Annotated in this window: 19 protein-coding genes; 10 read left to right on the top strand and 9 right to left on the bottom strand. The window is 55.1% G+C overall.

Going from position 1 to position 22,087, the window contains the following annotated elements:
* Nucleotides 1-67: 67 nt before the first annotated feature.
* Complete coding sequence (locus O9K67_RS11960; RefSeq protein ID WP_061496077.1) at nucleotides 68-409, top strand: hypothetical protein; 342 nt, start codon at nucleotides 68-70, stop codon at nucleotides 407-409.
* A gap of 54 nt (nucleotides 410-463) precedes the next feature.
* Nucleotides 464-1,132 (top strand): class I SAM-dependent methyltransferase, encoded by a 669-nt coding sequence (locus tag O9K67_RS11955; protein ID WP_061496079.1) that lies wholly within the window; start codon nucleotides 464-466, stop codon nucleotides 1,130-1,132.
* Between the two features lie 24 nt (nucleotides 1,133-1,156).
* Here O9K67_RS11955 and O9K67_RS11950 read toward each other — a convergent pair whose 3' ends face one another.
* Together O9K67_RS11950 and cybB are read right to left on the bottom strand one after the other, a co-directional pair.
* Nucleotides 1,157-2,482, bottom strand: coding sequence for an MFS transporter (locus O9K67_RS11950; protein WP_408612863.1), 1,326 nt, complete (start codon nucleotides 2,480-2,482; stop codon nucleotides 1,157-1,159).
* A gap of 211 nt (nucleotides 2,483-2,693) precedes the next feature.
* Nucleotides 2,694-3,224, bottom strand: a complete 531-nt coding sequence (cybB, locus tag O9K67_RS11945; RefSeq protein WP_061496083.1) for a cytochrome b561 — start codon at nucleotides 3,222-3,224, stop codon at nucleotides 2,694-2,696.
* 197 nt (nucleotides 3,225-3,421) lie between these two features.
* Between cybB and gap the strand changes: the two genes are divergently transcribed.
* Nucleotides 3,422-4,423, top strand: coding sequence for a type I glyceraldehyde-3-phosphate dehydrogenase (gene gap, locus O9K67_RS11940; RefSeq protein WP_061496085.1), 1,002 nt, complete (start codon nucleotides 3,422-3,424; stop codon nucleotides 4,421-4,423).
* Between the two features lie 118 nt (nucleotides 4,424-4,541).
* A complete protein-coding gene (locus O9K67_RS11935) occupies nucleotides 4,542-5,468 on the top strand; it encodes an alpha/beta hydrolase (protein WP_082794168.1) in 927 nt (308 codons plus the stop codon).
* Between the two features lie 34 nt (nucleotides 5,469-5,502).
* On the opposite strand, the gene aldA is transcribed toward O9K67_RS11935, so the two are convergent.
* The 3 genes from aldA to O9K67_RS11920 form a co-directional block, all read right to left on the bottom strand.
* Nucleotides 5,503-6,942, bottom strand: coding sequence for an aldehyde dehydrogenase (gene aldA / locus O9K67_RS11930; protein ID WP_061496089.1), 1,440 nt, complete (start codon nucleotides 6,940-6,942; stop codon nucleotides 5,503-5,505).
* Between the two features lie 200 nt (nucleotides 6,943-7,142).
* The gene (locus O9K67_RS11925; RefSeq protein ID WP_061496090.1) at nucleotides 7,143-7,940 is read right to left on the bottom strand and encodes a YdcF family protein; all 798 of its coding nucleotides are present in this window, start codon (nucleotides 7,938-7,940) and stop codon (nucleotides 7,143-7,145) included.
* 189 nt (nucleotides 7,941-8,129) lie between these two features.
* Nucleotides 8,130-8,609 carry a GNAT family N-acetyltransferase gene (locus tag O9K67_RS11920; protein WP_061496092.1) on the bottom strand — a complete coding sequence of 160 codons (480 nt, stop codon included), beginning with the start codon at nucleotides 8,607-8,609 and terminating at the stop codon, nucleotides 8,130-8,132.
* A gap of 181 nt (nucleotides 8,610-8,790) precedes the next feature.
* Between O9K67_RS11920 and O9K67_RS11915 the strand changes: the two genes are divergently transcribed.
* The 4 genes from O9K67_RS11915 to O9K67_RS11900 are packed head-to-tail and all read left to right on the top strand — an operon-like array spanning nucleotide 8,791 to nucleotide 13,609.
* Nucleotides 8,791-10,443: an MFS transporter gene (locus O9K67_RS11915; RefSeq protein ID WP_061496094.1), complete on the top strand. Its 1,653-nt coding sequence runs from the start codon at nucleotides 8,791-8,793 to the stop codon at nucleotides 10,441-10,443.
* 25 nt (nucleotides 10,444-10,468) lie between these two features.
* Nucleotides 10,469-11,551: an HlyD family secretion protein gene (locus tag O9K67_RS11910; RefSeq protein WP_061496095.1), complete on the top strand. Its 1,083-nt coding sequence runs from the start codon at nucleotides 10,469-10,471 to the stop codon at nucleotides 11,549-11,551.
* Nucleotides 11,548-12,924, top strand: a complete 1,377-nt coding sequence (locus O9K67_RS11905; protein ID WP_061496097.1) for an efflux transporter outer membrane subunit — start codon at nucleotides 11,548-11,550, stop codon at nucleotides 12,922-12,924. Before O9K67_RS11910 ends, O9K67_RS11905 begins: the two co-directional genes overlap by 4 nt.
* A 25-nt stretch (nucleotides 12,925-12,949) precedes the next feature.
* Nucleotides 12,950-13,609 carry an O-methyltransferase gene (locus O9K67_RS11900; RefSeq protein ID WP_061496099.1) on the top strand — a complete coding sequence of 220 codons (660 nt, stop codon included), beginning with the start codon at nucleotides 12,950-12,952 and terminating at the stop codon, nucleotides 13,607-13,609.
* A 57-nt stretch (nucleotides 13,610-13,666) separates the two neighbouring features.
* Here the strand turns inward: O9K67_RS11900 and hrpA are convergent, their stop codons facing one another.
* Nucleotides 13,667-17,569, bottom strand: coding sequence for an ATP-dependent RNA helicase HrpA (gene hrpA, locus O9K67_RS11895; protein ID WP_061500047.1), 3,903 nt, complete (start codon nucleotides 17,567-17,569; stop codon nucleotides 13,667-13,669).
* A gap of 200 nt (nucleotides 17,570-17,769) precedes the next feature.
* On the opposite strand from hrpA, the gene azoR reads away from it, so the two are divergent.
* On the top strand, nucleotides 17,770-18,375 hold the full coding sequence (azoR, locus tag O9K67_RS11890) for an FMN-dependent NADH-azoreductase (RefSeq protein WP_061496101.1): 606 nt from the start codon (nucleotides 17,770-17,772) through the stop codon (nucleotides 18,373-18,375).
* Between the two features lie 191 nt (nucleotides 18,376-18,566).
* Here the strand turns inward: azoR and O9K67_RS11885 are convergent, their stop codons facing one another.
* The 3 genes from O9K67_RS11885 to O9K67_RS11875 are packed head-to-tail and all read right to left on the bottom strand — an operon-like array spanning nucleotide 18,567 to nucleotide 21,722.
* A complete protein-coding gene (locus O9K67_RS11885) occupies nucleotides 18,567-18,890 on the bottom strand; it encodes a YdbL family protein (RefSeq protein ID WP_061496103.1) in 324 nt (107 codons plus the stop codon).
* Between the two features lie 7 nt (nucleotides 18,891-18,897).
* Entirely contained in the window at nucleotides 18,898-19,089 is a 192-nt protein-coding gene (locus tag O9K67_RS11880) for a YnbE family lipoprotein (RefSeq protein WP_061496112.1), read from the bottom strand.
* A complete protein-coding gene (locus O9K67_RS11875) occupies nucleotides 19,086-21,722 on the bottom strand; it encodes a YdbH family protein (RefSeq protein ID WP_061496114.1) in 2,637 nt (878 codons plus the stop codon). The genes O9K67_RS11880 and O9K67_RS11875 overlap by 4 nt, the downstream gene beginning before the upstream one ends.
* Nucleotides 21,723-21,893: 171 nt before the next feature.
* On the opposite strand from O9K67_RS11875, the gene O9K67_RS11870 reads away from it, so the two are divergent.
* Nucleotides 21,894-22,079, top strand: coding sequence for a hypothetical protein (locus O9K67_RS11870; protein ID WP_061496116.1), 186 nt, complete (start codon nucleotides 21,894-21,896; stop codon nucleotides 22,077-22,079).
* Nucleotides 22,080-22,087 lie beyond the last annotated feature (8 nt).

The following is a 22,087-nucleotide window of genomic DNA, read 5'->3' as shown; positions in this document are numbered from 1 at the left end:
TAGGCGCAGACTTTCTTATTTGTTAGGATTTTTCTCACAGGGAATATGTTCAAAAGAAGGAGGCGTTATGCACTGGAATATTACGGATATGCTGGTATCCCCTGCCACCGGCACGGCTTTCGCCCTGGCGCGAAATACATCGGAACTGTCTGTTATCATATGGTATAAAGGCTCCTATTTTTTACGTCCAAACAACAAGTTAAAGACGGACGCTCAGGGCGTTATTGTTGATGGCAAATCACGAAACTTTAACATTGTCCATACGATGCCTTTTTTTCCTTCCGTCTGGCGAACGATAAAAAACAGTTGCAACTGCCCCGGCAATGATAATGTTTCTTTAAGAAATTGTGACCAGCAACAGGACTGCTTATTTGAACTTTGCCCTTACGGAATAAAAATGATTTCCTGAGTTAATATTGCGCGTATATTTATCAACTCCGTACTCATTAAATAACGCGATAAGATGGATATTTACGAACAGATATATCAGCGGCTGTACGCCAGCGGGGAGCCAGCCTGGACCGGCAGCGGTTACCCGCGCGCATGGCATAATTTGCATGAAAATCTGACAACGCTGAAAGACGCCGCATTGTTACCCGCACCGGGCAGCAGGATCCTTGAACTGGGTTGTGGTAACGGATCCATGGCGTCGTTGTGGTTTGCCAGAGAGGGCTATCAGGTAAGCGGCGTGGATATTTCCCCAACCGCAATCCGTTGGGCACAGGAGAATTTTTTCCGGCAAGGACTCTGCGGCGATTTTCAGACAGCCGATGTTTGCCATCTCAATCAGTTGCCTGAATACCCATTTGCGTTAATTTTTGACGGGAGCTGCATGCACTGCCTGACGGGAAAACAGCGCGAGCAGGCCTGGCATGAAATCAAGCGCCTGCTCGCGGTCGATGGCCACTTTGTGCTGAGTAGCATGTGCGGAGAGCCGCGAAAAGAAGAAGATCGCCGACACTACAACCCGGCGGAGTATGTCCTTTATCGGGATGGTCAACCCTGGCGCACATTATTGCCGCTGCCATTATTACGGCAAGAAATCCTCGAGCAAGGTTTTATTATTCAACACCAACAGGTGACGAATAATCCCTGGTGGGATCACGTCACACTGTGTGTTGTAGCCCGCTAATGCCCCGCCGTGCAGGCTTCAGCGTTATCGTTTAAGTGGCTTACCGGCGGTTTCACGCGCGCGCATGACCGTCAGGAAAGTGATCAGTGCCGCGCCCATCACATAGTAGGCGGGCGAGAATTTGTCGCCCGTGTTGGTGATCAGCCACACAGAGAACCACGGCGTGATGCCGCCAAAAAACGCCACTGCAAAGTTATAGGCAATCGACAGCCCGCCGTAACGAATACGGGTCGGGAACAGTTCAGCCATCGCCGCAGTGCAAGCCCCGTCAAACGCCGCAATGAAAGCCCCCAACATTACCATTGCCAGCACCGCCGAGAGCACATCGCCATTCGCCATCACCATCATCGCCGGATAACTTAGCAAAATAAACCCGGCACAGCCGGTCAGCATCAATGGCTTACGCCCGTATTTATCCGACAGATAACCCATAAAAGGCACCAGTACCGCAACGGAAAACAGCCCAATGGTGGTAATGGCATAGGCATTCAGCCTGGAAAAGTGCAGTTCGGTGGAAAGGTAACTCGGCATAAAGGTTTGTAGCGTCCAGTGCCCGACCGCCTTGATGACCACAAAACCAACGCAAAACAGCAATGCCGCCCATGCCGTGGTGACGGCTTTACGCAGCGGTGCGGTCTCTGTTTGCCCGTTTTTCATGGCATCAACAAATTCCGGCGAATCTTCGAGGTGTTTTCGTAAATAGAGCCCTACCCAGCCCAGCGGCCCGGCGATCAAAAAGGGAATGCGCCAGCCCCAGTCGTTCATGGTGCTTTCACCCAGCGTTGCGGTCAGCAGAAACACTAACCCTGAACCGGCGACAAAGGCCATAAAACCGAAGTTATCGATCCAACAGGTAAAATAGCCACGGCGCGCCATAGGCGCATATTCCGCCAGGTACGTTGTCGCCCCGGAACTTTCACCACCGGCAGCAAAGCCCTGAACCAGACGGGTGATCACCAGCAACACCGTCGCTGTAATGCCAATCTGATGATAGGTTGGCAATAACCCCATCACGAACGTGGCGCCGGAAGTAAGCAGAATCACAGTTGCCAGCACTTTTTGCCGCCCTTTGCGATCGCCCAGTGATCCGAAGAACAGCCCGCCCAGCGGGCGCATCACAAAACCGGCGCCAAATACGGCAAAGGAAGAGAGCAACGCCACACTGGGGTTACCCGCCTGAAAGAATTGCAGACCGATAATCGCGGCCAGTGTGCCGTACAAACCGAAGTCGAACCACTCAACAAAATGGCCAATACCGGTGGCCAGCAGCACTTTACGTAATTTACGGCTCCCGGAGGCCTCTTCCTGCGACGCCATCCGATCGAGAGACTCCTGTACTGGCTGTGTCATATCCCCCTCCACTCACGATAGTGTTTCTATAATAGATATACTATCTACACCGCTTGTACGAATTCAGCACAGCACAGATGGCGCAAAATGTGATTCCCCCCGGCTTTTCTGCCGTAAAAACCAGACAAGATCACATTTTAGCCGTCGGGAAAATAAAAAAGCCCCGCAGTATAACGAGGCTCAGAGATTGGGTTTTACGTGCCGCGAAGCGTTATGCCTGTTTTTTCGGCATCATTCGCAGCAACGTATTGTCTTTAAAAATGTAATGGTGCGCCAGCGCAGCCGCCGCGTGCAGGCCAATCACAAAATAGCCCAGATTCGCCAGCAGCTCATGGAGCTCTTTTAGCGTATCCACAAGATCGAAATTGGCTTCAGCCGCATACGGCATCGCTATGCCGAACGCCATCCACGGACCACCACGGTTGTACATCATCAGCAGGCCGATCGCCGGCAATGCGATAAACAGCAGATAAATCACCAGATGGCCAAGGTGCGCCAGCCCGGTCATCATCGCGGATGGTTTTGGCACAATCGGCGGTGTCGGGTTTTTCAGCCGCACCAGTAACCGCGCAACCATCAACACCAGAATAGAAATGCCACAGGAGACATGCACCATATTAAACGCCGGACGATAACTGCGCGGCGCAAAACCGCGAAACTCCATGGCGCAATAAGCGGCCACCACCAGCAGAAATACCAGCCAGTGAATAGCGATTTGTAAGCCGGAATAGTTGCTACGCATAACGACACCCCACAACAAACGGAGAACGGACCGGCGTTCAACATACCTGGCTTTTCTTAAAAATTCATTAACTTTACTGTATCAATTTTCAATCACTTATCGTTACATGAATGTGATTCAGTTGCCCAAACCTCCTCCCCAGGCTATCACTGGACGAGTGCAATGCTGTGATTCATTCAATCCTGAGGGAGAAAATCATGAGTAAAATTGGCATCAATGGGTTTGGCCGTATCGGTCGTCTGGTTCTACGTCGCCTGCTGGAAACCAACAGCAGCGCAGAAGTGGTCGCGATCAACGATCTGACCTCACCGAAAGTGCTCGCCTATCTCTTAAAGCATGACTCCAATTACGGCCCGTTTAACTGGAGTGTGGACTTCAGCGAAGACGCGCTGATCGTCAACGGTAAAACCATCACCGTTTACGCCGAGAAAGACGCTCAACATATTCCGTGGCGTAGCGCGGGTGCAGAGATCATTGTTGAATGTACCGGCTTCTATACCTCCGCAGAAAAATCACAAGCACATCTCGATGCTGGTGCCCAAAAAGTGCTGATCTCTGCCCCGGCAGGCGACATGAAAACCGTGGTTTATAACGTCAACGACGACACGCTCAACGCCCAGGACACCCTTATTTCCGTCGCGTCCTGCACCACAAACTGCCTGGCACCGATGGCAAAAGCCCTGCATGACAATTTCGGCATTAAAGCGGGCACCATGACCACTATCCACGCTTATACCGGTACACAAGCGCTGGTTGATGGGCCACGCGGTAAAGATTTGCGCGCATCGCGGGCAGCGGCGGAGAATATTATTCCGCACACCACCGGCGCGGCCAAAGCCATTGGCCTGGTGATCCCGGCGCTCAACGGCAAACTGAAAGGCCATGCCCAACGCGTACCGGTGAAAACTGGCTCAGTCACAGAACTGGTGTCGGTACTCGAGAAAAAAGTGACCGTGGATGAGATCCACGCCGCACTGAAAAAAGCCACCGCCAATAACGAATCCTTTGGCTACACCGACGAAGAGATCGTGTCGTCCGATGTGATTGGCAGTCATTTCGGTTCGGTATTTGATGCCACCCAGACGGAAATCACCGAAGTGGGCGATCTGCAACTGGTGAAAACCGTCTCCTGGTACGATAACGAATACGGCTTCGTTACCCAGCTTGTGCGCGTGCTGGAAAAATACCGTACGCTCTGATCCGCAATCCTGTCGGGTAGGTTCCCGCTACCCGGCATCTCTTTGATCTCGCTGTCCCCCAACCCGCTCACAATCCGCCTATGCTATACAGCAGATACGATGTAAAAGGAGTGCAGGTGTGAGAAATATGAGTCGGGAAGATCTGCTAACGCTGATGGATGTCGCCGTGCAGCATTCCACTACCTTCCCCGTCTGGCCGCAGGGAGAAGCCCCCGGCGCACAGGTAAGCCCGGTGCATTTCCAACTGGAAGAACGCCACACAGGGCCGTCCCGTTTTGATCGTTCAGTGACCGGTGTACGCGCCCCGGAGATCACCGTTTACGCCCCGCAAAACCCGAATGGCGTGGGCATTCTGGTGACGCCAGGCGGCTCCTACCGCCGCGTGGTACTGGATAAAGAAGGCAGCGCACTGGCATCCTGTTTTAACGCCAAAGGCTACACCCTGTTTGTGATGACCTATCGCCTGCCGGGAGACGGGCATGCGGAAGGCGCCGATGCGCCGTTGGCGGATGTTCAGCGAGCCATGCGTACGCTTCGCGCCAATGCCAGCACCTGGCATATTGATCCTGAGCGCATTGGTGTGATGGGGTTTTCTGCCGGGGGCCATGCCGCAGCAAGTCTGGGCACACGTTATAACGAATCTGTTTACGCACCGCTTGACGCCATCGATCAGCAAAGCGCCCGTCCGGCGTTTATGGCGCTGGTCTACCCGGTGATCACCATGCAAAAGGAGATTGATCACCCGCAGTCCCGCCAGCAACTCATTGGTGAGACGCCAACGGCAGATCAAATTCGTCGTTATTCCGCAGAACAAATGGCAGATGAACACACACCGCCGACGTTTTTACTGCATGCGGTTGACGATCCCGCAGTCAAAGTGGAAAACAGCGTGGTGATGTTTACCGCCCTGCGCCGCCTGGGTGTACCGGTGGAGATGCACCTGTTCGAACAGGGTGCGCACGGTTTCGGCATTCGCGATGCGCTGGGTTTGCCGGTCGCCATTTGGCCGGAGCTGATGATGGGGTGGATCGCCACCAAAGTGTGAAACGTGCCCCCACACGCGTCGGGGGCAGCGCTTATCAGGATTGCAGATAGACCATCTGGGTTTGCAGGTATTCGTTCAGGCCGTGGCGACCGTCCGCTCCGCCGATCCCGGATTTGCGCCAGCCTGCATGGAAGCCTTGCATCGCTTCGAAGTTTTCACGGTTGATATAGGTCTCCCCGAATTTCAGCCCGCGCACCGCTTTCATTGCCGTATTGAGATCCCGGGTATAGATCGATGATGTCAGACCATAATCACTGTCATTGGCCATCGCCAGCGCTTCATCCAACGTGTTAAACGCCACGACCGGCAGAACCGGGCCAAATGTCTCTTCGTGCATGATCGCCATCTCCTGGCGCACATCCAGCAGCAGCGTGGGCGGGTAGAAATAGCCTTTACCGATCACCGGTTTACCCCCGAGCGCAACCCGCGCGCCTTCGAACACCGCATGCGCGACTTTCTGCTCTACGCGTTCCAGCGCCGCTGCGTTGATAAGCGGCCCCATAGCAATGTCGTTGCGCTGAGAGGGATCGCCAAACTGCACAGCCTTCATGGCCTCGCCAAGGCGATTAACAAAGCGGTCATAAATACCGCGCTGGACATAAACACGCTCAGCACAGTTACACACTTGCCCGGTATTAATCACGCGGGAGTCGACAATGGCTTTGACCGCCAGCTCCAGGTCGGCATCGTCCATCACAATCGCCGGTGCTTTTCCGCCCAGTTCCAGGCACACTTTGGTGATGTTTTTCGCCGCTGCGGCCATGATCTTCTCACCCGCACCGACACTGCCAGTCATACTGACCATCGCCACTTTCGGGTTGCCTGCCAGCTCCTGTCCGACCGTTTCCCCACGGCCAAGCACCAGGTTAAAAACACCTTTCGGCAGCCCGACATCGTGAACGATTTTCGCGAAAGCGATGGCGTTATTCGGCGTAAATTCGCTGGGTTTAATCACAATGGTATTACCGGTGATCAGCGCAGGCGCCATTTTGCGAGCAATCAGAAAGAACGGGAAGTTCCACGGTAGAATGCCGGTGGTGACGCCCAGCGGGCGTTTGAATACAAAGATATTCTCGCCTGGACGATCGCTTTGCAGGATCTCACCTTCGTAGCGCCGCGCCCACTCGGCCATATAGTCGATGTAATCGGCGGTGAATGACACTTCCACCTCTGCCAGTTGCTGAATTTTTCCACCTTCTGCAACAATAAGCGCGCTGATTTCACTGACTTTTTCGCGAATACCTGCGGCAATCTTACGCAGCCAACCTGCACGTTCGATGGCGGGAAGGGCTTCCCAGGCGGGCTGGGCGCGTTCAGCCGCGTCTATCGCCCGGCGGGCGTCTTCCGCCCTGCCATCGGGAATGCGCGCCAGTATCTCTTCCGTTGCCGGGTTAACGACATCCAGCCATTTGTCGCCCTGCCAGCTTACAAATTGACCGTCGATAAACATTGGGTGTTGTACCGGTGCTGTCATGACTCGCTCCTGTAATAATATTGTTTTTAACAAGTGAACTTGCTGTTAAAAATCTATATCCGCACAGGGCATTTCCCAGACAGGAAGCGAACTTTTGTGAGAGAACTCATAAAAGCACAGCGAAAAAGAAACAAAAAAATTACATTATCGCGGACAGGAATGCCCGTTTGCGACAAGGGCTACGCAAACGGGCATCAGGCTTAGAGAGAACGGCTTGATAAGGCATCAGCCAGCGTGCGATCGGCCAGTAGAACCTGCCATGCATCTTCAATATGTTGAGGAAAATCAACATGCACCAAGAAATCACGCCCGCCAGGGCCATAACCATTGGCATCATCGCGTAGACGCGGAACTTCGCCGAGGATCAGGGAAAGATAACGCTCCACCGACCATAAGCCTCTCTGTCGCGGCTGGAAAGTTACACCCTTAGCCGTGTTGACCAGTCGCGGTGTAAAGCCGGGCCAGCTCAGCCAGTGTGGGGCGTTAGCGCACTGCTGGCTAACGCGGGCAAAGGTCGCCATGGTGCGACGCTGCATGGTCGGGTCTTGCACTACCATCGCCGTCTTTGGCGTCATCCCCCGGTTGACGAGCATATCGATGCTGAACCGTGCGTTTTCACCACAGTTAGCTGATTTTTCTTCTACCAGTATCTGTTTATCATCCAGTTTCCAAAACTGTCGGGCGATGTCTGCAAGGATCGCCGCCTCGCTGCGCCCGGTCGTACGCAGCACGTTATAGCGTGGGTGGCGGGCAATGGCGGAATAGAGAAAGGTCGTTGAGTGGCCAATGCCGCCGCTGATGAGCAGCGGTGTCCCCTGCGCCGCCGCCAGTGCACAGGCCGCATTGATGGTGGGTATCACGGCGTTGCCCGCAAGGATCACCACATCCGCCCGTACGGGCGTCGGTTTGCCGACAAAATCATTCTGCGCCAGCCACGCGCCTAACGCATTGGCGGCCGCCAGCGTCTGTTCAGGCAAAGCGGGAAACGTTGTCAACATGAGCTAAACCTCCTTCGTAAATCTTTTTACAGCCTAACGCGCTGGCGTGAGCTGAATAGCGGATCACTCCGAATCCTGTTCGTGGTCGTTCACGTAAGTTTCTGTAACAAAAATTGAAATAAGCAGAAACACCCCACTATAACGGGTTACAGCCAGGTCTGTCTGATTACACAAATATCCCTGTGTGATTTACTCGCGGTCTGCCTGGGCTGGCGATACCAGCGTTTTTTCAAAACAGACCGCTTCCGCATTACCGATATAACGCCCGTAATTTTCGCGAATGCGGTAACCATGCCGCAGGTAAAAGTCGAGCGCCCGTTGATTGATCCGGCGGGTTTCCAGCCACAGGCTGCGATATCCTTGCGTCAGCGCTTTGGCTTCCAACGCGTGTAGCAATTGCGCGCCAACCCCGCGCGTACCCGGTCGGGCATACATACGTTTTATTTCGCCAATCGAGTCGGCCAGGTAACGCACCGCCACGCAACCTACGGCATACTGGTTGTCGTCCTGCGCCAATAGAAAAAAATCGTTTTCCCCCCAGGCCTGGGTATCAAAAGATGCCCTGCCGCTACTCCCGGTTAACGCCTGAAGCGTGTGCGAAAGCGCATCCTGCAATTGCAGACATGCCGGATCAGAAGGTGTCGTTACAGTAATAGTGATACGGTTCATTGTGACACTGTCACCTTATGTGAGGTTATTTCTTATCACTTAAGCAGATTGATTACTGTGAGTAATCTATCATGTTCTTATGCACTTGCATTCTGTTTACCTGCGCACGTAGAATCATTAGCACCCTAACTATTTCCATTAACAACATCTTATTGCTATTGCGCAAGGTTGAGGAGACCTGATGCGTTTACCGAAACGCGATCCGTACGCACCGCGTGAATGGGCGCCCCATGAAAAACCGGTACTGCTGGGTTCGCCCTCCACGCCGTTTCACAGTACGCCACGGCGTATCGCCTACGGCATTGTTGGTCTTCTGGTCTGCATGACCGGGGCGCTGGGCAATGCTATGGTCACTGCGAACCTGCAAAATCTGCAAGGCACCTTTGCCGCCTGGTCTACCGAGATTGCATGGTTACCCGCGGTGTACGTGATGACCAACGTCTCCATTAACCTGCTGTTGGTCAAGTTTCGCCAGCAGTACGGTTTGCGCGCCTTTACCGAAGGGTTTCTGGTGCTGTACGTGCTGGTGACCTTTTTCCATCTGTTCGTTAACGATCTGAGTTCCGCGCTGATCGTCCGCGCCGCACATGGCATGGTAGCGGCAGCGCTCAGCTCATTAGGCATCTATTACCAGATCCAGGCCTGGCCTGCGAAACACCGCTTAAAAGCGCTGACCATCGGTATCACCGGTTCCACACTGGCGATCCCGGTCGCGCGTCTCTTCTCCACCGAACTGTTGCAACTCGATGAGTGGCGTGGCCTCTACTTTTTTGAGCTGGGTCTGGCGCTGATTTCGCTGGGCTGCGTGATTGCGTTGAAACTGCCGCCTGGCGATCGCAGAAAGGTGTTTGAAAAGAAGGACTTTATTACGTTTTTCCTGCTGGCACCGGGTATCGCACTCGTCTGTGCGGTGCTATCGCTGGGGCGTCTGGACTGGTGGTTTGAAGCGCCGTGGATTGGCTGGTCTCTCGCCGGGGCTGTGGTACTGATCGTCAGTGCCATGGTGTTCGAACATAACCGCAGCAACCCCTTGCTCAATACCCGCTGGCTTTCCAGCGGCAGTATTGTTCGCCTCGGGTTGATTATGCTGCTGATCCGTATTGTGCTGGCAGAACAGAATACCGGCGTGTTTGGTTGGCTGCAGTATGTCGGTTTGCAAAACGATCAAATGACTCACCTTGCCTGGTCGATTCTCGCCGGGATCATTTGCGGTATCGTGGCCAGTTGCCTGACTATCAAACCGCAGCGTCTGGCCTGGCCAATTATCACCTCTCTGGCGCTGATGATTATTGCTTCGCTGATGGACAGCCAGTCCACCAGTCTGACGCGCCCCGACCAGCTTTTGGTCAGCCAGTTTTTGCTCGGCTTCGCCAGTGCGTTTTTTATCGCCCCGGCTATGCTGGCAGGGATTGGCGGCGTTGTTGCAGAGCCGCGCAACCTGGTCAGCTTCTCGGTGCTGTTCGGTATGAGCCAGAATATTGGTGGTCTGCTTGGCTCGGCGATTTTAGGCACCTTTCAAACCTGGCGGGAAAAATACCATTCCAGTCTGCTGGCGGATCAGCTCACCACATTAAACCCGCTCGTCAATGAGCGACTGCAACTCTACAGCCAGCTTTACCAGAGCATGATCGGTGATAGCACACTGTTAAGTACGCAGGCCGTGACGCAGTTGCAAAACGTCTCAACGCTGGAAGCAAATATCCTCGCGTACAACGATACTTATCTGTTAACGGCTTCGGTGGCTACCGCCACGCTGATCTGGATTTTGTGGCGCTTGTTGCGCCTGCGTATAACTGCCCGTCTTGCACTGCGACGGGCAACAGGAACCAAATAATGTCGTTATTATTTCCGGAGTGTTTATGAGTCAGCAGGATGCCGCCAAAGCGCAGGCAAATACCCGTAGTAATTTGCGTGTGGTCTCCATTTTTGCCGCCGCCGCGATCGGTCTGGTCGGCGTACTGGTGATCCTTTACGCGTGGCATCTGCCCCCTTTTACCCGCCATTCACAGTTTACGGATAATGCCTATGTGCGTGGCCAGACGACCTTTATCAGTCCACAGGTGAACGGCTATATCACGGACGTCCCGGTACAGGATTTTGCTAACGTGAAAAAAGGCGATCTGATTATGCAGATCGATGACCGCATCTACCGCCAGCGCGTTCACCAGGCGCAGGCGACGCTGGCGATGAAAACCGCGGCGCTGGAAAACAATCTCCAGCAACGAAAAAGCGCCCAGGCGGTGATCGCACGCAATGAAGCGGCGTTAGCCAGCGCGAAAGCGCAGGATTTGAAATCGCAGGCAGATCTTAAACGCGTGAAAGAACTCACGGCAGACGGTTCGCTGTCGATTCGCGAACGCGATGCGGCGCTGGCGACCGCCGCGCAAAACACGGCCTCTATCGCTCAGGCGCAGGCCACGCTGGAGATGTCCCGTCAGGATTTGCAAACCACCATTATTAACCGTGCCTCGTTGCAGGCCGACGTCGAAAATGCCAAGGCGGCGCTGGAGTTGGCGCAAATAGATTTGCAAAACACGCGTATTGTCGCGCCGCGAGACGGGCAACTCGGGCAGATCAGCGTCCGTTTAGGCGCTTATGTCAGCGCGGGGACGCATTTGACGTCACTGGTTCCGGCGCAACGCTGGGTGATTGCCAATCTGAAAGAGACACAGTTGGCGAACGTGCAGGTCGGACAGCCCGTGCATTTCACCGTCGATGCGCTGGATGACGAAACGTATCAGGGGCGCGTGGAAAGTCTCTCTCCGGCAACCGGGGGCGAGTTCAGTGCAGTCAGCCCGGACAACGCCACCGGCAATTTCGTCAAGATCGCCCAGCGCATTCCGGTACGCATTGCCGTTGACGCAAAACCCGACATGCTGGCGCGTCTGCGCCCGGGAATGTCTGTACAGGTGCATATTGATACCCAGGAGAAGCAGAAATGAAGCTGCACAGCGCCCTTGTTGCGCTGACCGTCACGCTTACCGGGTGCCAGTCCGCGCAGATCGAACCGGCGCAGCCGACACTGCACATTCCTGCGGCCTGGCGCAGCGACGCAGGCCCGCTCAGTAAAGCAGACCGCGTCTGGTGGCGTCAGTTTCACGACAATCAGCTCAATCAGTTTGTCGATCAGGCATTGCGTTATAACAGTGATGTGCTGATTGCCCGCGAACGGGTTAACGAGTATCAGGCACGGGTTTATGCGGCCGACAGCGCGCTGTTTCCGGAGCTGGACGCAGGATTTTCCGCTACGCGCGCCCGATCGCAGTCGTCCGCCACGGGATTGCCTGTCCACAGTACGTTGTATAAAGGCAACCTGACCGCCAGTTATACGGTGGATCTGTGGGACGCGAATCGCAGCGCAGCACGCGCAGCGGATGCGTCGCTGGACGCGCAAAAAGCAGCGGCCGCGGCGGCGGATCTGACGGTTGCCACAAACGTGGCAACGGGTTACCTGACCTTACTGTCGCTGGACGAACAACTTCGCGTCACCCGCGCGACACTGAAAGCGCGGGAAGACGCCTTGCAGCTCGCCCGTCACCAGTATGAAACAGGCTATACTTCACGACTGGAGTTGATGCAATCCGATTCAGAACTGCGGGCAACACGGGGGCAGGTGCCGGTGTTAGCGCATCAAATCAATCAGCAGGAGAACGCGCTGAGCCTGTTGCTGGGCCGTAATCCAGGGGCTATTGCACGCAGCGCGTTTGCCGGACTCACGCCGCTCGCCGTGCCTTCGCAGTTACCATCAACCTTGCTAAACCGACGACCGGATATCGTGCAGGCTCAGCACCAGTTGGTTGCCGCCGATGCAACACTGGCATCATCACAGGCGAAGTTACTGCCCTCTATCAATCTGACCGCGTCCGGCAGTGTGCAGGATGATACGCTGCCCGGTCTGCTTGATAACCCACTGCGGTTATGGAGTCTGGGCGGCAGTATTCTGGCACCATTGCTTAACCGACAGGCATTAAATGCGCAGGTAGATGTGTCGATGTCCCAGCGGAATCAGGCGCTTTACACCTATGAAAAAACCGTGCGCAGCGCATTCAAAGAAGTGAACGACAGCCTGGATGCCATCACCCGTCTCGGCGAACAACTGCATGAGCTGACCGGGCAGGAGCAGGTAGCGCAGGAGACACTGCGGATTGCACAAAACCGTTATCGCAACGGCTATTCCTCTTATCTGGAGGTACTGGATGCTCAACGCACGCTGTTTTCCACCCAGCTTAACGCCGTGCAGGTGAAAAATAATCTGTTGCTGGCGCAGGTGGATCTCTACCGCGCACTGGGCGGAGGGTGGTCCGGGCTGAATTAAGTTATCAAACACCAGAGGTAATGCTATGCAGCAAAAGTGGTCCATGGTTGATGAATACTTAGAAAAACAGTTAATTGCAGAGGATGAGGTTCTGGCGCAGGTACTGGCGAACAACCGGCGCGCCGGTCTCCCTGGCATCGATGTTTCGCCGGTGCAGGGGCAGCTACTGGCACTGTTTGTACGTATGGTGCAGGCAAAACGCATACTGGAAATTGGCACACTGGGCGGTTACAGCACCGTGTGGATGGCGCGAGAGTTGCCCGTTGGCGGTGAATTGTTAACACTGGAAGCCGATCCGTTACATGCCGCCATCGCCAGGGAAAACCTGCATTTCGCCGGTGTGGCGGACCGGGTCACCGTCGCAGAAGGTCCGGCATTGCATACGCTGGAAAATCTCGGCGACCACCCACCGTTTGATCTGGTGTTTATCGATGCGGATAAACCCAATAACCCGAATTACCTCAAATGGGCACTGCACTATGCCCATCCGGGTACGCTGATTATTGGCGATAATGTGGTGCGCAACGGTGAAGTCACCAACCCGGTGACCACCGATGCCAGCGTACAGGGCGTACGAACCTTTATTGAGATGATGGGCGCAGAGCCACGGTTGACCGCCACCGCCATGCAAACGGTGGGCGTTAAAGGCTGGGATGGCTTTACTCTGGCATGGGTCAACGCCTGAAAAAATAACGCCGGATAGCGGCAGATACCGCATCCGGCCAGGGAAAACAGAGCGGCGCTATCCGCTGATTTGCTCCATCGCCTGCAAAATACGCTTATCGGAGATGGGATACGGCGTACCAAGTTGCTGCGCAAAATAGCTGACGCGCAACTCTTCGATCATCCAACGGATCGCTTTGACGTCTTCCTCTTCACGTCGTGCTGGTGGGAGCTTATTCAGCCACTGCTGCCATGCCTGCTGCGTCTGCTCGACTTTCAACATCTGCGCACGATCGCGGTGCGGATCAACCGCCAGTTTCTCCAGGCGTTTCTCAATAGCCTGCAAATAACGCAGCGTATCACCCAGGCGGCGGAAACCATTCCCGGTGACAAATCCGCGGTACACCAGCCCGCTCATCTGCGCTTTGATGTCAGACAGCCCCAGCGCCATCGTCATGTCCACGCGCCCTTTCAGCCGCTTATTGATGTTAAAAACCGTCGTCAGGATCTGCTCGACCTGTTTAGCGATCTCCACCACGGTGTCATTCAGCTCTGCGCGAACTTTCTCGTGCAGCGCTGCGAAGTTCTCCTCCGTCCACACCGGGCCGCCCGCATCATCAATCAACTTATCTACGCCGCAGGAAATACAGTCATCAATCAGATCCAGTACTTTGCCGTACGGGTTAAAGTAGAGCCCCAGTTTGGCTTTATTGGGCAGTTTTTCGTGCAGATACTTAATGGGTGAAGGAATGTTCAGCAGCAGCAAACGGCGGATACCGCGCCACATCGCCTGTTGCTGCTCCTGCGGGTTATCAAACAACTTGATGGCCACACTGTCGCGTTCATCCACCAGCGCGGGCCAGGCTTTGACCTTATAGTTGCCGCGCTTCTGCTCGTAGCTTTCCGCCAGCGTGCCAAAGCTCCAGATATGCAGCCCGCTCTGTTCGATACCGTCATCGGCAACGGCGGAGAGCGTCTCCTGCACTTTGCCTTTCAGGCTCTCTTTCAGTTCAGCCAGCGAACGCCCTTCAAGCAGCTTTTTGTTTTTGTCATCCACCACACGGAATGTGATTTTCAGGTGCTCAGGCACCTGATCCCAATGCCAGTCGTCGCGATCAACGGTAACGCCGGTCATGCGGCGTAGTTCACGTTCCAGGGCATCCAGCAACGGCAGTTCCAGCGGCGTAACCCGTCCGAGAAACGCCTCGGCGTAGTTGGGTGCCGGCACAAAATTTCGCCGCGTCGGCTTCGGTAATGATTTGATCAGCGCAATGACCAGTTCACGACGCAAGCCGGGGATCTGCCATTCAAACCCGCTCTCTTCCACCTGGTTAAGCAGCGGCAAGGGAATATGCACCGTCACGCCGTCGGCGTCCGCACCCGGTTCAAACTGGTAGCTGAGGCGCAGTTTCAGGTTACCCTGATGCCAGAAGTTGGGGTAATCCAGCTTGCTGACGCTCTCCGCGCCTTCTTTGATCAGCATGCTCTTCTCAAAGTTGAGCAGGTCCGGCGTCTCACGGCTGGCTTTTTTCCACCAACTGTCAAAATGACGGGCGGAAATCACCTCATGGCTGATGCGCTGATCGTAAAACTCAAACAGCGTTTCGTCGTCCACCAGAATGTCACGGCGGCGGGATTTGTGCTCCAGCTCCTCCACTTCCGCACGCAGTTTCAGATTGTCGCGGAAGAACGCATGGCGGGTTTGCCAGTCGCCTTCAACCAGCGCGTGGCGGATAAACAACTCGCGGCACAGCGCCGCATCGATCTGGCTGTAGTTGATCTTGCGCGCAGCAACAATGGGCAAACCGTAGACAGTCACTTTCTCCGTGGCCATCACGGCGCCCTGCGCCCGCTCCCAGTGCGGTTCACTGTAGGCACGCTTGATAAGATGCTGCGCCACCGGTTCAACCCACTCCGGATCGATACGCGCGGCAATGCGCCCCCACAGACGACTGGTTTCCACCAGCTCTGCGACCATCGTCCATTTTGGCGGCTTTTTGAATAATCCGGAGCCCGGGAAGATAGAAAAACGCGCGTTACGCGCACCGGTGAACTCCTGCTTGTCGGCATCTTTCATACCAATGTGCGACAACAAACCAGTCAACAAGGCGATATGGATTTCACGGTACTCCGCCGGTTCGCTGTTCACCGGTATTCCCAGCTCTTTCACCACCTGACGTAGTTGGGTGTAGATATCCTGCCATTCGCGCACGCGCAGGTAGTTAAGATAATCAACCCGGCACTGGCGGCGGAACTGATTCGAAGAGAGCGCTTTTTGCTGCTCGCCGAGGTAGTTCCACAAATTCACAAATGCGAGGAAATCGGACTCTTTATCGTGGAAGCGCTGGTGTTTCTCATCTGACGCCTGCTTTTTATCCAGCGGACGCTCTCGCGGATCCTGAATCGACAGCGCAGAGGTAATGATCATTGCTTCACGCACGCAACCGTGTTTTTGCGCCTCCAGCACCATACGCGCCAGACGCGGATCCACCGGCAACTGCGACAACTGGCGCCCCATCGGCGTCAGTTTATAGGCCAGCTGCTGCTCATCAGTGGTGATGGCACCCAGCTCTTCCAGCAGACGAACCCCATCCTGGATATTGCGTTTGTCCGGCGCTTCCACGAACGGGAAGGCGGCAATGTCGCCCAGCCCCAGCGCGGTCATCTGCAAAATGACCGAAGCAAGGTTAGTGCGCAAAATTTCCGGGTCGGTAAATGCCGGGCGCGACAGGAAATCATCTTCGGAATAGAGACGAATACAGATCCCTTCCGATACACGGCCGCAACGACCTTTACGCTGATTGGCAGAGGCCTGTGACACCGGCTCGATGGGCAGACGCTGCACTTTCGTTCGGTAGCTGTAACGACTGATACGCGCCGTTCCGGGATCGATCACATATTTAATGCCCGGTACGGTGAGCGATGTTTCCGCCACGTTGGTTGCCAGCACAATGCGTCGACCACTGTGCGGCTGGAATACCCGGTTCTGTTCGCTGTTGGACAACCGCGCATAGAGCGGCAGGATTTCCGTATGGCGCAAATCACGCTTACTGAGTGCATCGGCGGTATCGCGGATTTCACGCTCACCGCTCATGAAAATCAGAATGTCGCCCGCGCTTTCGCGCCCCAATTCATCTACAGCGTCGAAAATCGCCTGTAACTGATCGCGTTCCGTGTCGTCCGCGTCTTCGACAATCGGGCGGTAACGGACTTCGACCGGATAAGTGCGACCGGACACTTCAATGATGGGCGCATTATTGAAATGGCGTGAAAAGCGCTCCGGATCGATGGTCGCCGACGTGATGATCACTTTCAGGTCGGGACGGCGTGGCAACAGTTCACGCAGGTAACCCAGCAGGAAGTCGATATTCAGGCTGCGTTCGTGCGCTTCATCAATAATGATGGTGTCGTACTGCATCAGCAGGCGATCCTGCTGGATTTCTGCCAGCAAAATCCCGTCCGTCATCAGCTTGACCAGGGTGTTATCGCTGACGTGATCGCTAAAGCGCACTTTATAACCGATGCAACCGCCCGGCTCGGTTTTCAGCTCTTCGGCAATACGGTTTGCTACGGTGCGCGCCGCCAGACGGCGCGGCTGCGTATGGCCAATCAGCCCCTTAATTCCGCGCCCCAGCTCCATACAAATTTTCGGCAACTGCGTGGTCTTACCGGAACCGGTTTCCCCGGCGACAATCACCACCTGGTTGTCACGTACCGCTTCAAGGATGGTCTGCTTCTTCTGGCTGACCGGTAAATTGTCCGGATAATCAATGACCGGGCGCGCTGCTTCGCGCAGCAGGACTTTCCCTGCCGCCTCGGCCATCTCCCCGGCTATCTGGCGGAACAGCGCTTGCTGAGATTCAGGATTTTTAACTTTCTTACTGCCCTGGAGCCGACGGGCGAAGCGCTGCCTGTCACGCAGCATCAGCGTATCGAGTTGATGGTGGAGATCGGTAATCGTTACTTTATTTTGTTCTGTCATGGCGTTATTGGGCAGAGCACTGCCGGTAAACATCTTAAGATTTTAGTCGCGATAGAATACCACATCGCGGCATGCCTTTTCTTGTTCAAGAAATTTGAACATAGGAATCGATATATTGCGCTATTCACACGGGCGAATTGTGCATAGAGTGTCACGAAGAAACGGGGCAACCCACATCAATACAACAAAGGAAACACCCAATGAGCAAAGTATTAGTTCTGAAATCCAGTATTCTGGCAGGGTACTCACAGTCAGGTCAGTTGGCAGATTATTTCGTTGAACAGTGGCGCGAAAAACATGCTGCCGATCAGATTACCGTTCGCGACCTGGCCGCGAACCCAATCCCGGTGCTGGATGGCGAACTGGTTGGCGCGCTGCGCCCGAGCGATGCGCCGCTGACGCCGCGTCAGCAGGAAGCGCTGGCGCTGTCCGACGAGCTGATCGCCGAACTGCAAGCTCATGACGTGATCGTTATCAACGCGCCGATGTATAACTTCAACATCCCAACGCAGTTGAAAAACTATTTTGACCTGGTCGCCCGTGCTGGCGTGACGTTCCGCTACACCGAGCAGGGTCCGGAAGGTCTGGTGAAAGGCAAACGCGTGGTGGTAGTTTCCAGCCGCGGCGGTATCCACAAAGATACTCCGTCTGACCTCGTCGCACCGTACCTGAAACTGTTCCTCGGCTTTATCGGCATCACCGACGTGAACTTTGTGTTCGCCGAAGGTATTGCTTACGGTCCGGAAGTGGCGACCAAAGCGCAAAACGATGCGAAAGCAGCGATCGACAGCCTCGTCGCCGCCTGATATTTCTCCCTCTCACCCCCCGGTGGGAGGGATCTCCCCGACATTCCATCTCCCACGCCATCGACGCTTTCGCTACCGCGCGAATGCTTTCCAGTATGGCATCAAACTGCGGCGACTGCGCAAAGCGCACTGTTCCACGCCAGCGCAGGGTACACGTCAATAACGGTGCATTATAGGGTCGATACTTCTGGCTACTTCTTCAACCATTTACCGTTAATGCCCTGGACATAATCACCGGGTTTGGCACGCTCAACCAGTTTCTGCCCGGCCATTTTTGCCACATCATCGACCGGAATGTTGTTGCGATCCGCCAGTTGCTGGTAGCTTTCCGTTCGCGCTTTGTTGATCCGGTCAACCAGCGCCAGCGTCTCTTTATCTTTGCTGATGGCCGCCACATAGCCAGTAAGCGTTTCACCCACCCGCCCCTGTATGCGGGCTTCCTCAAGGGTCAGCGCCTGTGCGGTTGTACTGAGCAAGCTCATCGCCAGTAATGCCATTACGACTCTTTTTTTCATCATGGCCTCAGAACAGATCGCTGCGTGATTTCAGCAGGGTTTCAACGTCTTTATCCACTTTGATGTGGATTTCATGTTCGATCTTCACATTCATATTGATGGTGATTGGCTCTTTCGGTGCCGCGACTTCTATGCGCGGCGTACAGCCAGAAAGCAGCATCGCCAGCAGAACGCCCGGCACGGCTATCAGGGTTTTCATTTTCTTTCCTCACACACTTCGCCCTTCGCGCAACGGGCTTCAGGCAGCGCCGCATTTTGCTCAAGCCATGACTGCAAATTGTCGCCAAAACGTAAACTACGCCATAAGGTGAAGACGTTCTCTTCATGGGTATAGTTCAAATTTACCGTACTGCTCTTCCCTTCGACAAAACCGGTGCCACCAAGGGTGGCCTGCATGGTTAACACGCCCAGGTTGTCGAGGTTTATCCTGGTCCACGACCGGGAAATTTCCATATAACGCAGCCAGTTAATGGCCGCACCCGCCGCCATATTGTCATTGACCACCGCATCGGCCGTGTCTTTATCAATACGCAGCGTCATCGGACCGGGATTATGCAACCAGCCATCTTTGATAATCCACTGCGGATTATCAAGCCACAACGGCAGCGCGCCGTCGAACGGCCCGGAGAGAGCAAACTGTTTCGGATTCACTGCGCTTATCAGTTCACTGGAGGAGATATGGTTAAGGCGCAACAGCGCTGGATCATGCTGCGGCATCCGCAACTGCTGCATGGTGATTTTGCCACCGAGGGCATCGACACTGACATCACTTAAGATCAGCGGGTTTTCTTCGCTCCACGGCCAGGCGCCCTGCAAATCCGCAGTGAAATTTTTCGCTGTCACCTGGTTAACAATTTCGCCGATACGCAGCGACACCGGGCGGCGTGTGCCTAATTGCCAGGTCGCGTCGCGATAGCGAAACGGCAGCACGAAATCGACACCGCGTATCTCATTATCCGGCGTCCATACACTGCCGCTTTTCAGTACACCATGGCCGCCCGCAGCAAATCCCTGGCCAGCAGCGGCGGAGAACGCCACCTGCGCATTCAAAGCGCCATCAAGCAATTTCATTTTCCAGTCTGGGGGGATCAACGGTTGAAACACCGTCAATGACTGACGAGGCCACCACGCCTGCCCGCGCAGACGTTCGCCATCCCAGCGTCCATTAACCTGCACCGGACCGATGGTATCGGCGCGAAGATCACCTTTGAACTGGAACAGCGTCGGCTCGGTACCTTCAACGCGGAACTTCAACGTTGACGGCGGTAACACGCTACCGCCGCTAAAGGTGGTTTGCCCGGCATCCAGCGTCAGCGCGCCATCAAATTGTGGGTTTTCGGCATCACGGATCCAGCGAACAGGCGCATCCAGCACCAGTCTTGGCGTGGTCATGCGCATGCCCCCATATTGCAACTGGTCAAAACCGGTCGACAGAGCGGTCAGGGTAATGGCGTTATCCTTCCACTCGCCGTGCCCGGTGACATCCCAGCGTGCATTCATTGGCGTAAAATGCCCATCACCCCAGTAGCGCCAGCGCCAAAGACCGTCATCTGGTAAGAAATCCCTCGCCTGACCGTCCAGGTGCAGCCGGAAGTCGCCCATCGCATTTTCGTGGGCGCGTAAGATGGCCTGTAAACGCCCGTCAATACCCCGCTGTGTCAGCTTTACGCCCGCGAGCGGCCAGCGCACTTCATCAATATTCAGTGAGTCAATAACGCGCCCGCGCGAGCGCAGCAGTGCACCAGGGGTGAACGCCAGCTGTGGGTCATCAAGCGCACCGCTCAACCGGGCGGGCAGTACCGCATAAAACACCAGATCGCCCTGCTTTGCCTCCCCGGTTAATTGCAACGGCATCTCGCTGTTGTCCATGCTCAACCGGCCCGGCCCGATGGTCAGAACGGCATTGCCTTTGCCCGCATCGCCTTGCGTGAGTACGTTCAGCCTGCCGCTGAACAGGGCATTCTCCAGCCCCTGTTGCCAGTTTTCGATCTTCAAACCTACACGACCGCTGAGCGGAAACCCTTCATAGGGCCAGTTCCATCGCCCATCGCTAATGGTGAGTTGCTGGCGGGTCAATTGCCAGGGCAGATCCAGCAGCGGATCACCGCCGTCACGCGCCATCACCACCAGTTGCCCTTCATTATTTCGCCACTCCAGATCGGTATCCACCAGCCCTGGCTGCTGTGGCAGCGTTAACGTGCTCTGTATATGGCCATTGACCGGCACCCCCTGCGGGATCTCAGGCAGCGTAAACTCGCCGCCGAGCGTCAACGGGGGTTGATCGTCAAACAACCGCACGGCCAGCCGTTTCACCGTCAGTGCCTGGCCACGCAAGCGTGCGCTGACCTCCACACGATCCCCGGTGTAGTTCAGCGTCTGGAGTGCGGGCGTCAGAGCGAGTTGTAACTTACCTTGCCACGTCTGCCACGGGCTCAGCGTCACGCGATCAACAGTCAGCCAGGTATAAGGCAGCATCGATTGCCACTGCGCGAGGGTGCGGGGTGCGGAAGAGGATTCAGAGTCCGGCAGTGCGTTCAGACAGGCGCTGTCAATGTCCAGCGAAGCAATGTGGAGTTGCCAGCGACTGGGGTGCGTAAGCTCCGCATTTTTTATCTGTGCAAGCTGGCAGTCACCAACCAGATAGCGCAAATCAGGGATTTTCAGGGCATGGCGGGTCAGTCGCGGGCTGGTTTCCATCGCGATGCGCGTCCCTGAGGGTAGCCAGATACCGGCAAGTGTCGGCACCCAGTACGCAAGGGTCAGCAGCAGCGTTAACGGCAGCAGTATGAACAATAAAACCAGTGCGATGGCGGCTTTGTATTTACCCTTCATGGGCAGGGAATATCCTGATGTTGTCTATGATTAAGCCGATTCTGCCCGTTATTGTGGCACGTCTGGCCAGGCCTTTGAAGCAGCGGTCTGCTTTAATAATACGCTGACTGTTGCATTTTCAGTAGCGCAAGCAGATAGTGCCGACGTTTCATTTATTTATGGATATTGATTATGTTTACCAAAGCGTCACTGATTCGTGGTTGGTTTGCCGGAGCCACGGTTTTTACCTGTTTCAGTCTGGGCAGTTATGTCGGTGAACAGGACTTCCACGGTTCGAAAATCCCCTGGCTTATCAGCGTGTTTATTGCATTTTTCATCTGCTGGGGCGCGCGCAGTTCACTCAGACATCTCCGTTAAGGATGACC

It is taken from the genome of Kosakonia oryzendophytica (assembly GCF_027886705.1).
In the GTDB taxonomy this organism is placed as follows: domain Bacteria; phylum Pseudomonadota; class Gammaproteobacteria; order Enterobacterales; family Enterobacteriaceae; genus Kosakonia; species Kosakonia oryzendophytica.
The sequence above is the reverse complement of the archived record's forward strand: the minus strand, read 5'-3'. Positions and strand labels throughout refer to the sequence as shown.

Coding starts and splice junctions, on each gene's coding strand:
- O9K67_RS11960 (WP_061496077.1), top strand. CDS start 68: ATGCACTGGAATATTACGGATATGCTGGTATCCCCTGCCACCGGCACG.
- O9K67_RS11955 (WP_061496079.1), top strand. CDS start 464: ATGGATATTTACGAACAGATATATCAGCGGCTGTACGCCAGCGGGGAG.
- O9K67_RS11950 (WP_408612863.1), bottom strand. CDS start 2,482: ATGACACAGCCAGTACAGGAGTCTCTCGATCGGATGGCGTCGCAGGAA.
- cybB (WP_061496083.1), bottom strand. CDS start 3,224: ATGCGTAGCAACTATTCCGGCTTACAAATCGCTATTCACTGGCTGGTA.
- gap (WP_061496085.1), top strand. CDS start 3,422: ATGAGTAAAATTGGCATCAATGGGTTTGGCCGTATCGGTCGTCTGGTT.
- aldA (WP_061496089.1), bottom strand. CDS start 6,942: ATGACAGCACCGGTACAACACCCAATGTTTATCGACGGTCAATTTGTA.
- O9K67_RS11925 (WP_061496090.1), bottom strand. CDS start 7,940: ATGTTGACAACGTTTCCCGCTTTGCCTGAACAGACGCTGGCGGCCGCC.
- O9K67_RS11920 (WP_061496092.1), bottom strand. CDS start 8,609: ATGAACCGTATCACTATTACTGTAACGACACCTTCTGATCCGGCATGT.
- O9K67_RS11915 (WP_061496094.1), top strand. CDS start 8,791: ATGCGTTTACCGAAACGCGATCCGTACGCACCGCGTGAATGGGCGCCC.
- O9K67_RS11910 (WP_061496095.1), top strand. CDS start 10,469: ATGAGTCAGCAGGATGCCGCCAAAGCGCAGGCAAATACCCGTAGTAAT.
- O9K67_RS11905 (WP_061496097.1), top strand. CDS start 11,548: ATGAAGCTGCACAGCGCCCTTGTTGCGCTGACCGTCACGCTTACCGGG.
- O9K67_RS11900 (WP_061496099.1), top strand. CDS start 12,950: ATGCAGCAAAAGTGGTCCATGGTTGATGAATACTTAGAAAAACAGTTA.
- hrpA (WP_061500047.1), bottom strand. CDS start 17,569: ATGACAGAACAAAATAAAGTAACGATTACCGATCTCCACCATCAACTC.
- azoR (WP_061496101.1), top strand. CDS start 17,770: ATGAGCAAAGTATTAGTTCTGAAATCCAGTATTCTGGCAGGGTACTCA.
- O9K67_RS11885 (WP_061496103.1), bottom strand. CDS start 18,890: ATGAAAAAAAGAGTCGTAATGGCATTACTGGCGATGAGCTTGCTCAGT.
- O9K67_RS11880 (WP_061496112.1), bottom strand. CDS start 19,089: ATGAAAACCCTGATAGCCGTGCCGGGCGTTCTGCTGGCGATGCTGCTT.
- O9K67_RS11875 (WP_061496114.1), bottom strand. CDS start 21,722: ATGAAGGGTAAATACAAAGCCGCCATCGCACTGGTTTTATTGTTCATA.
- O9K67_RS11870 (WP_061496116.1), top strand. CDS start 21,894: ATGTTTACCAAAGCGTCACTGATTCGTGGTTGGTTTGCCGGAGCCACG.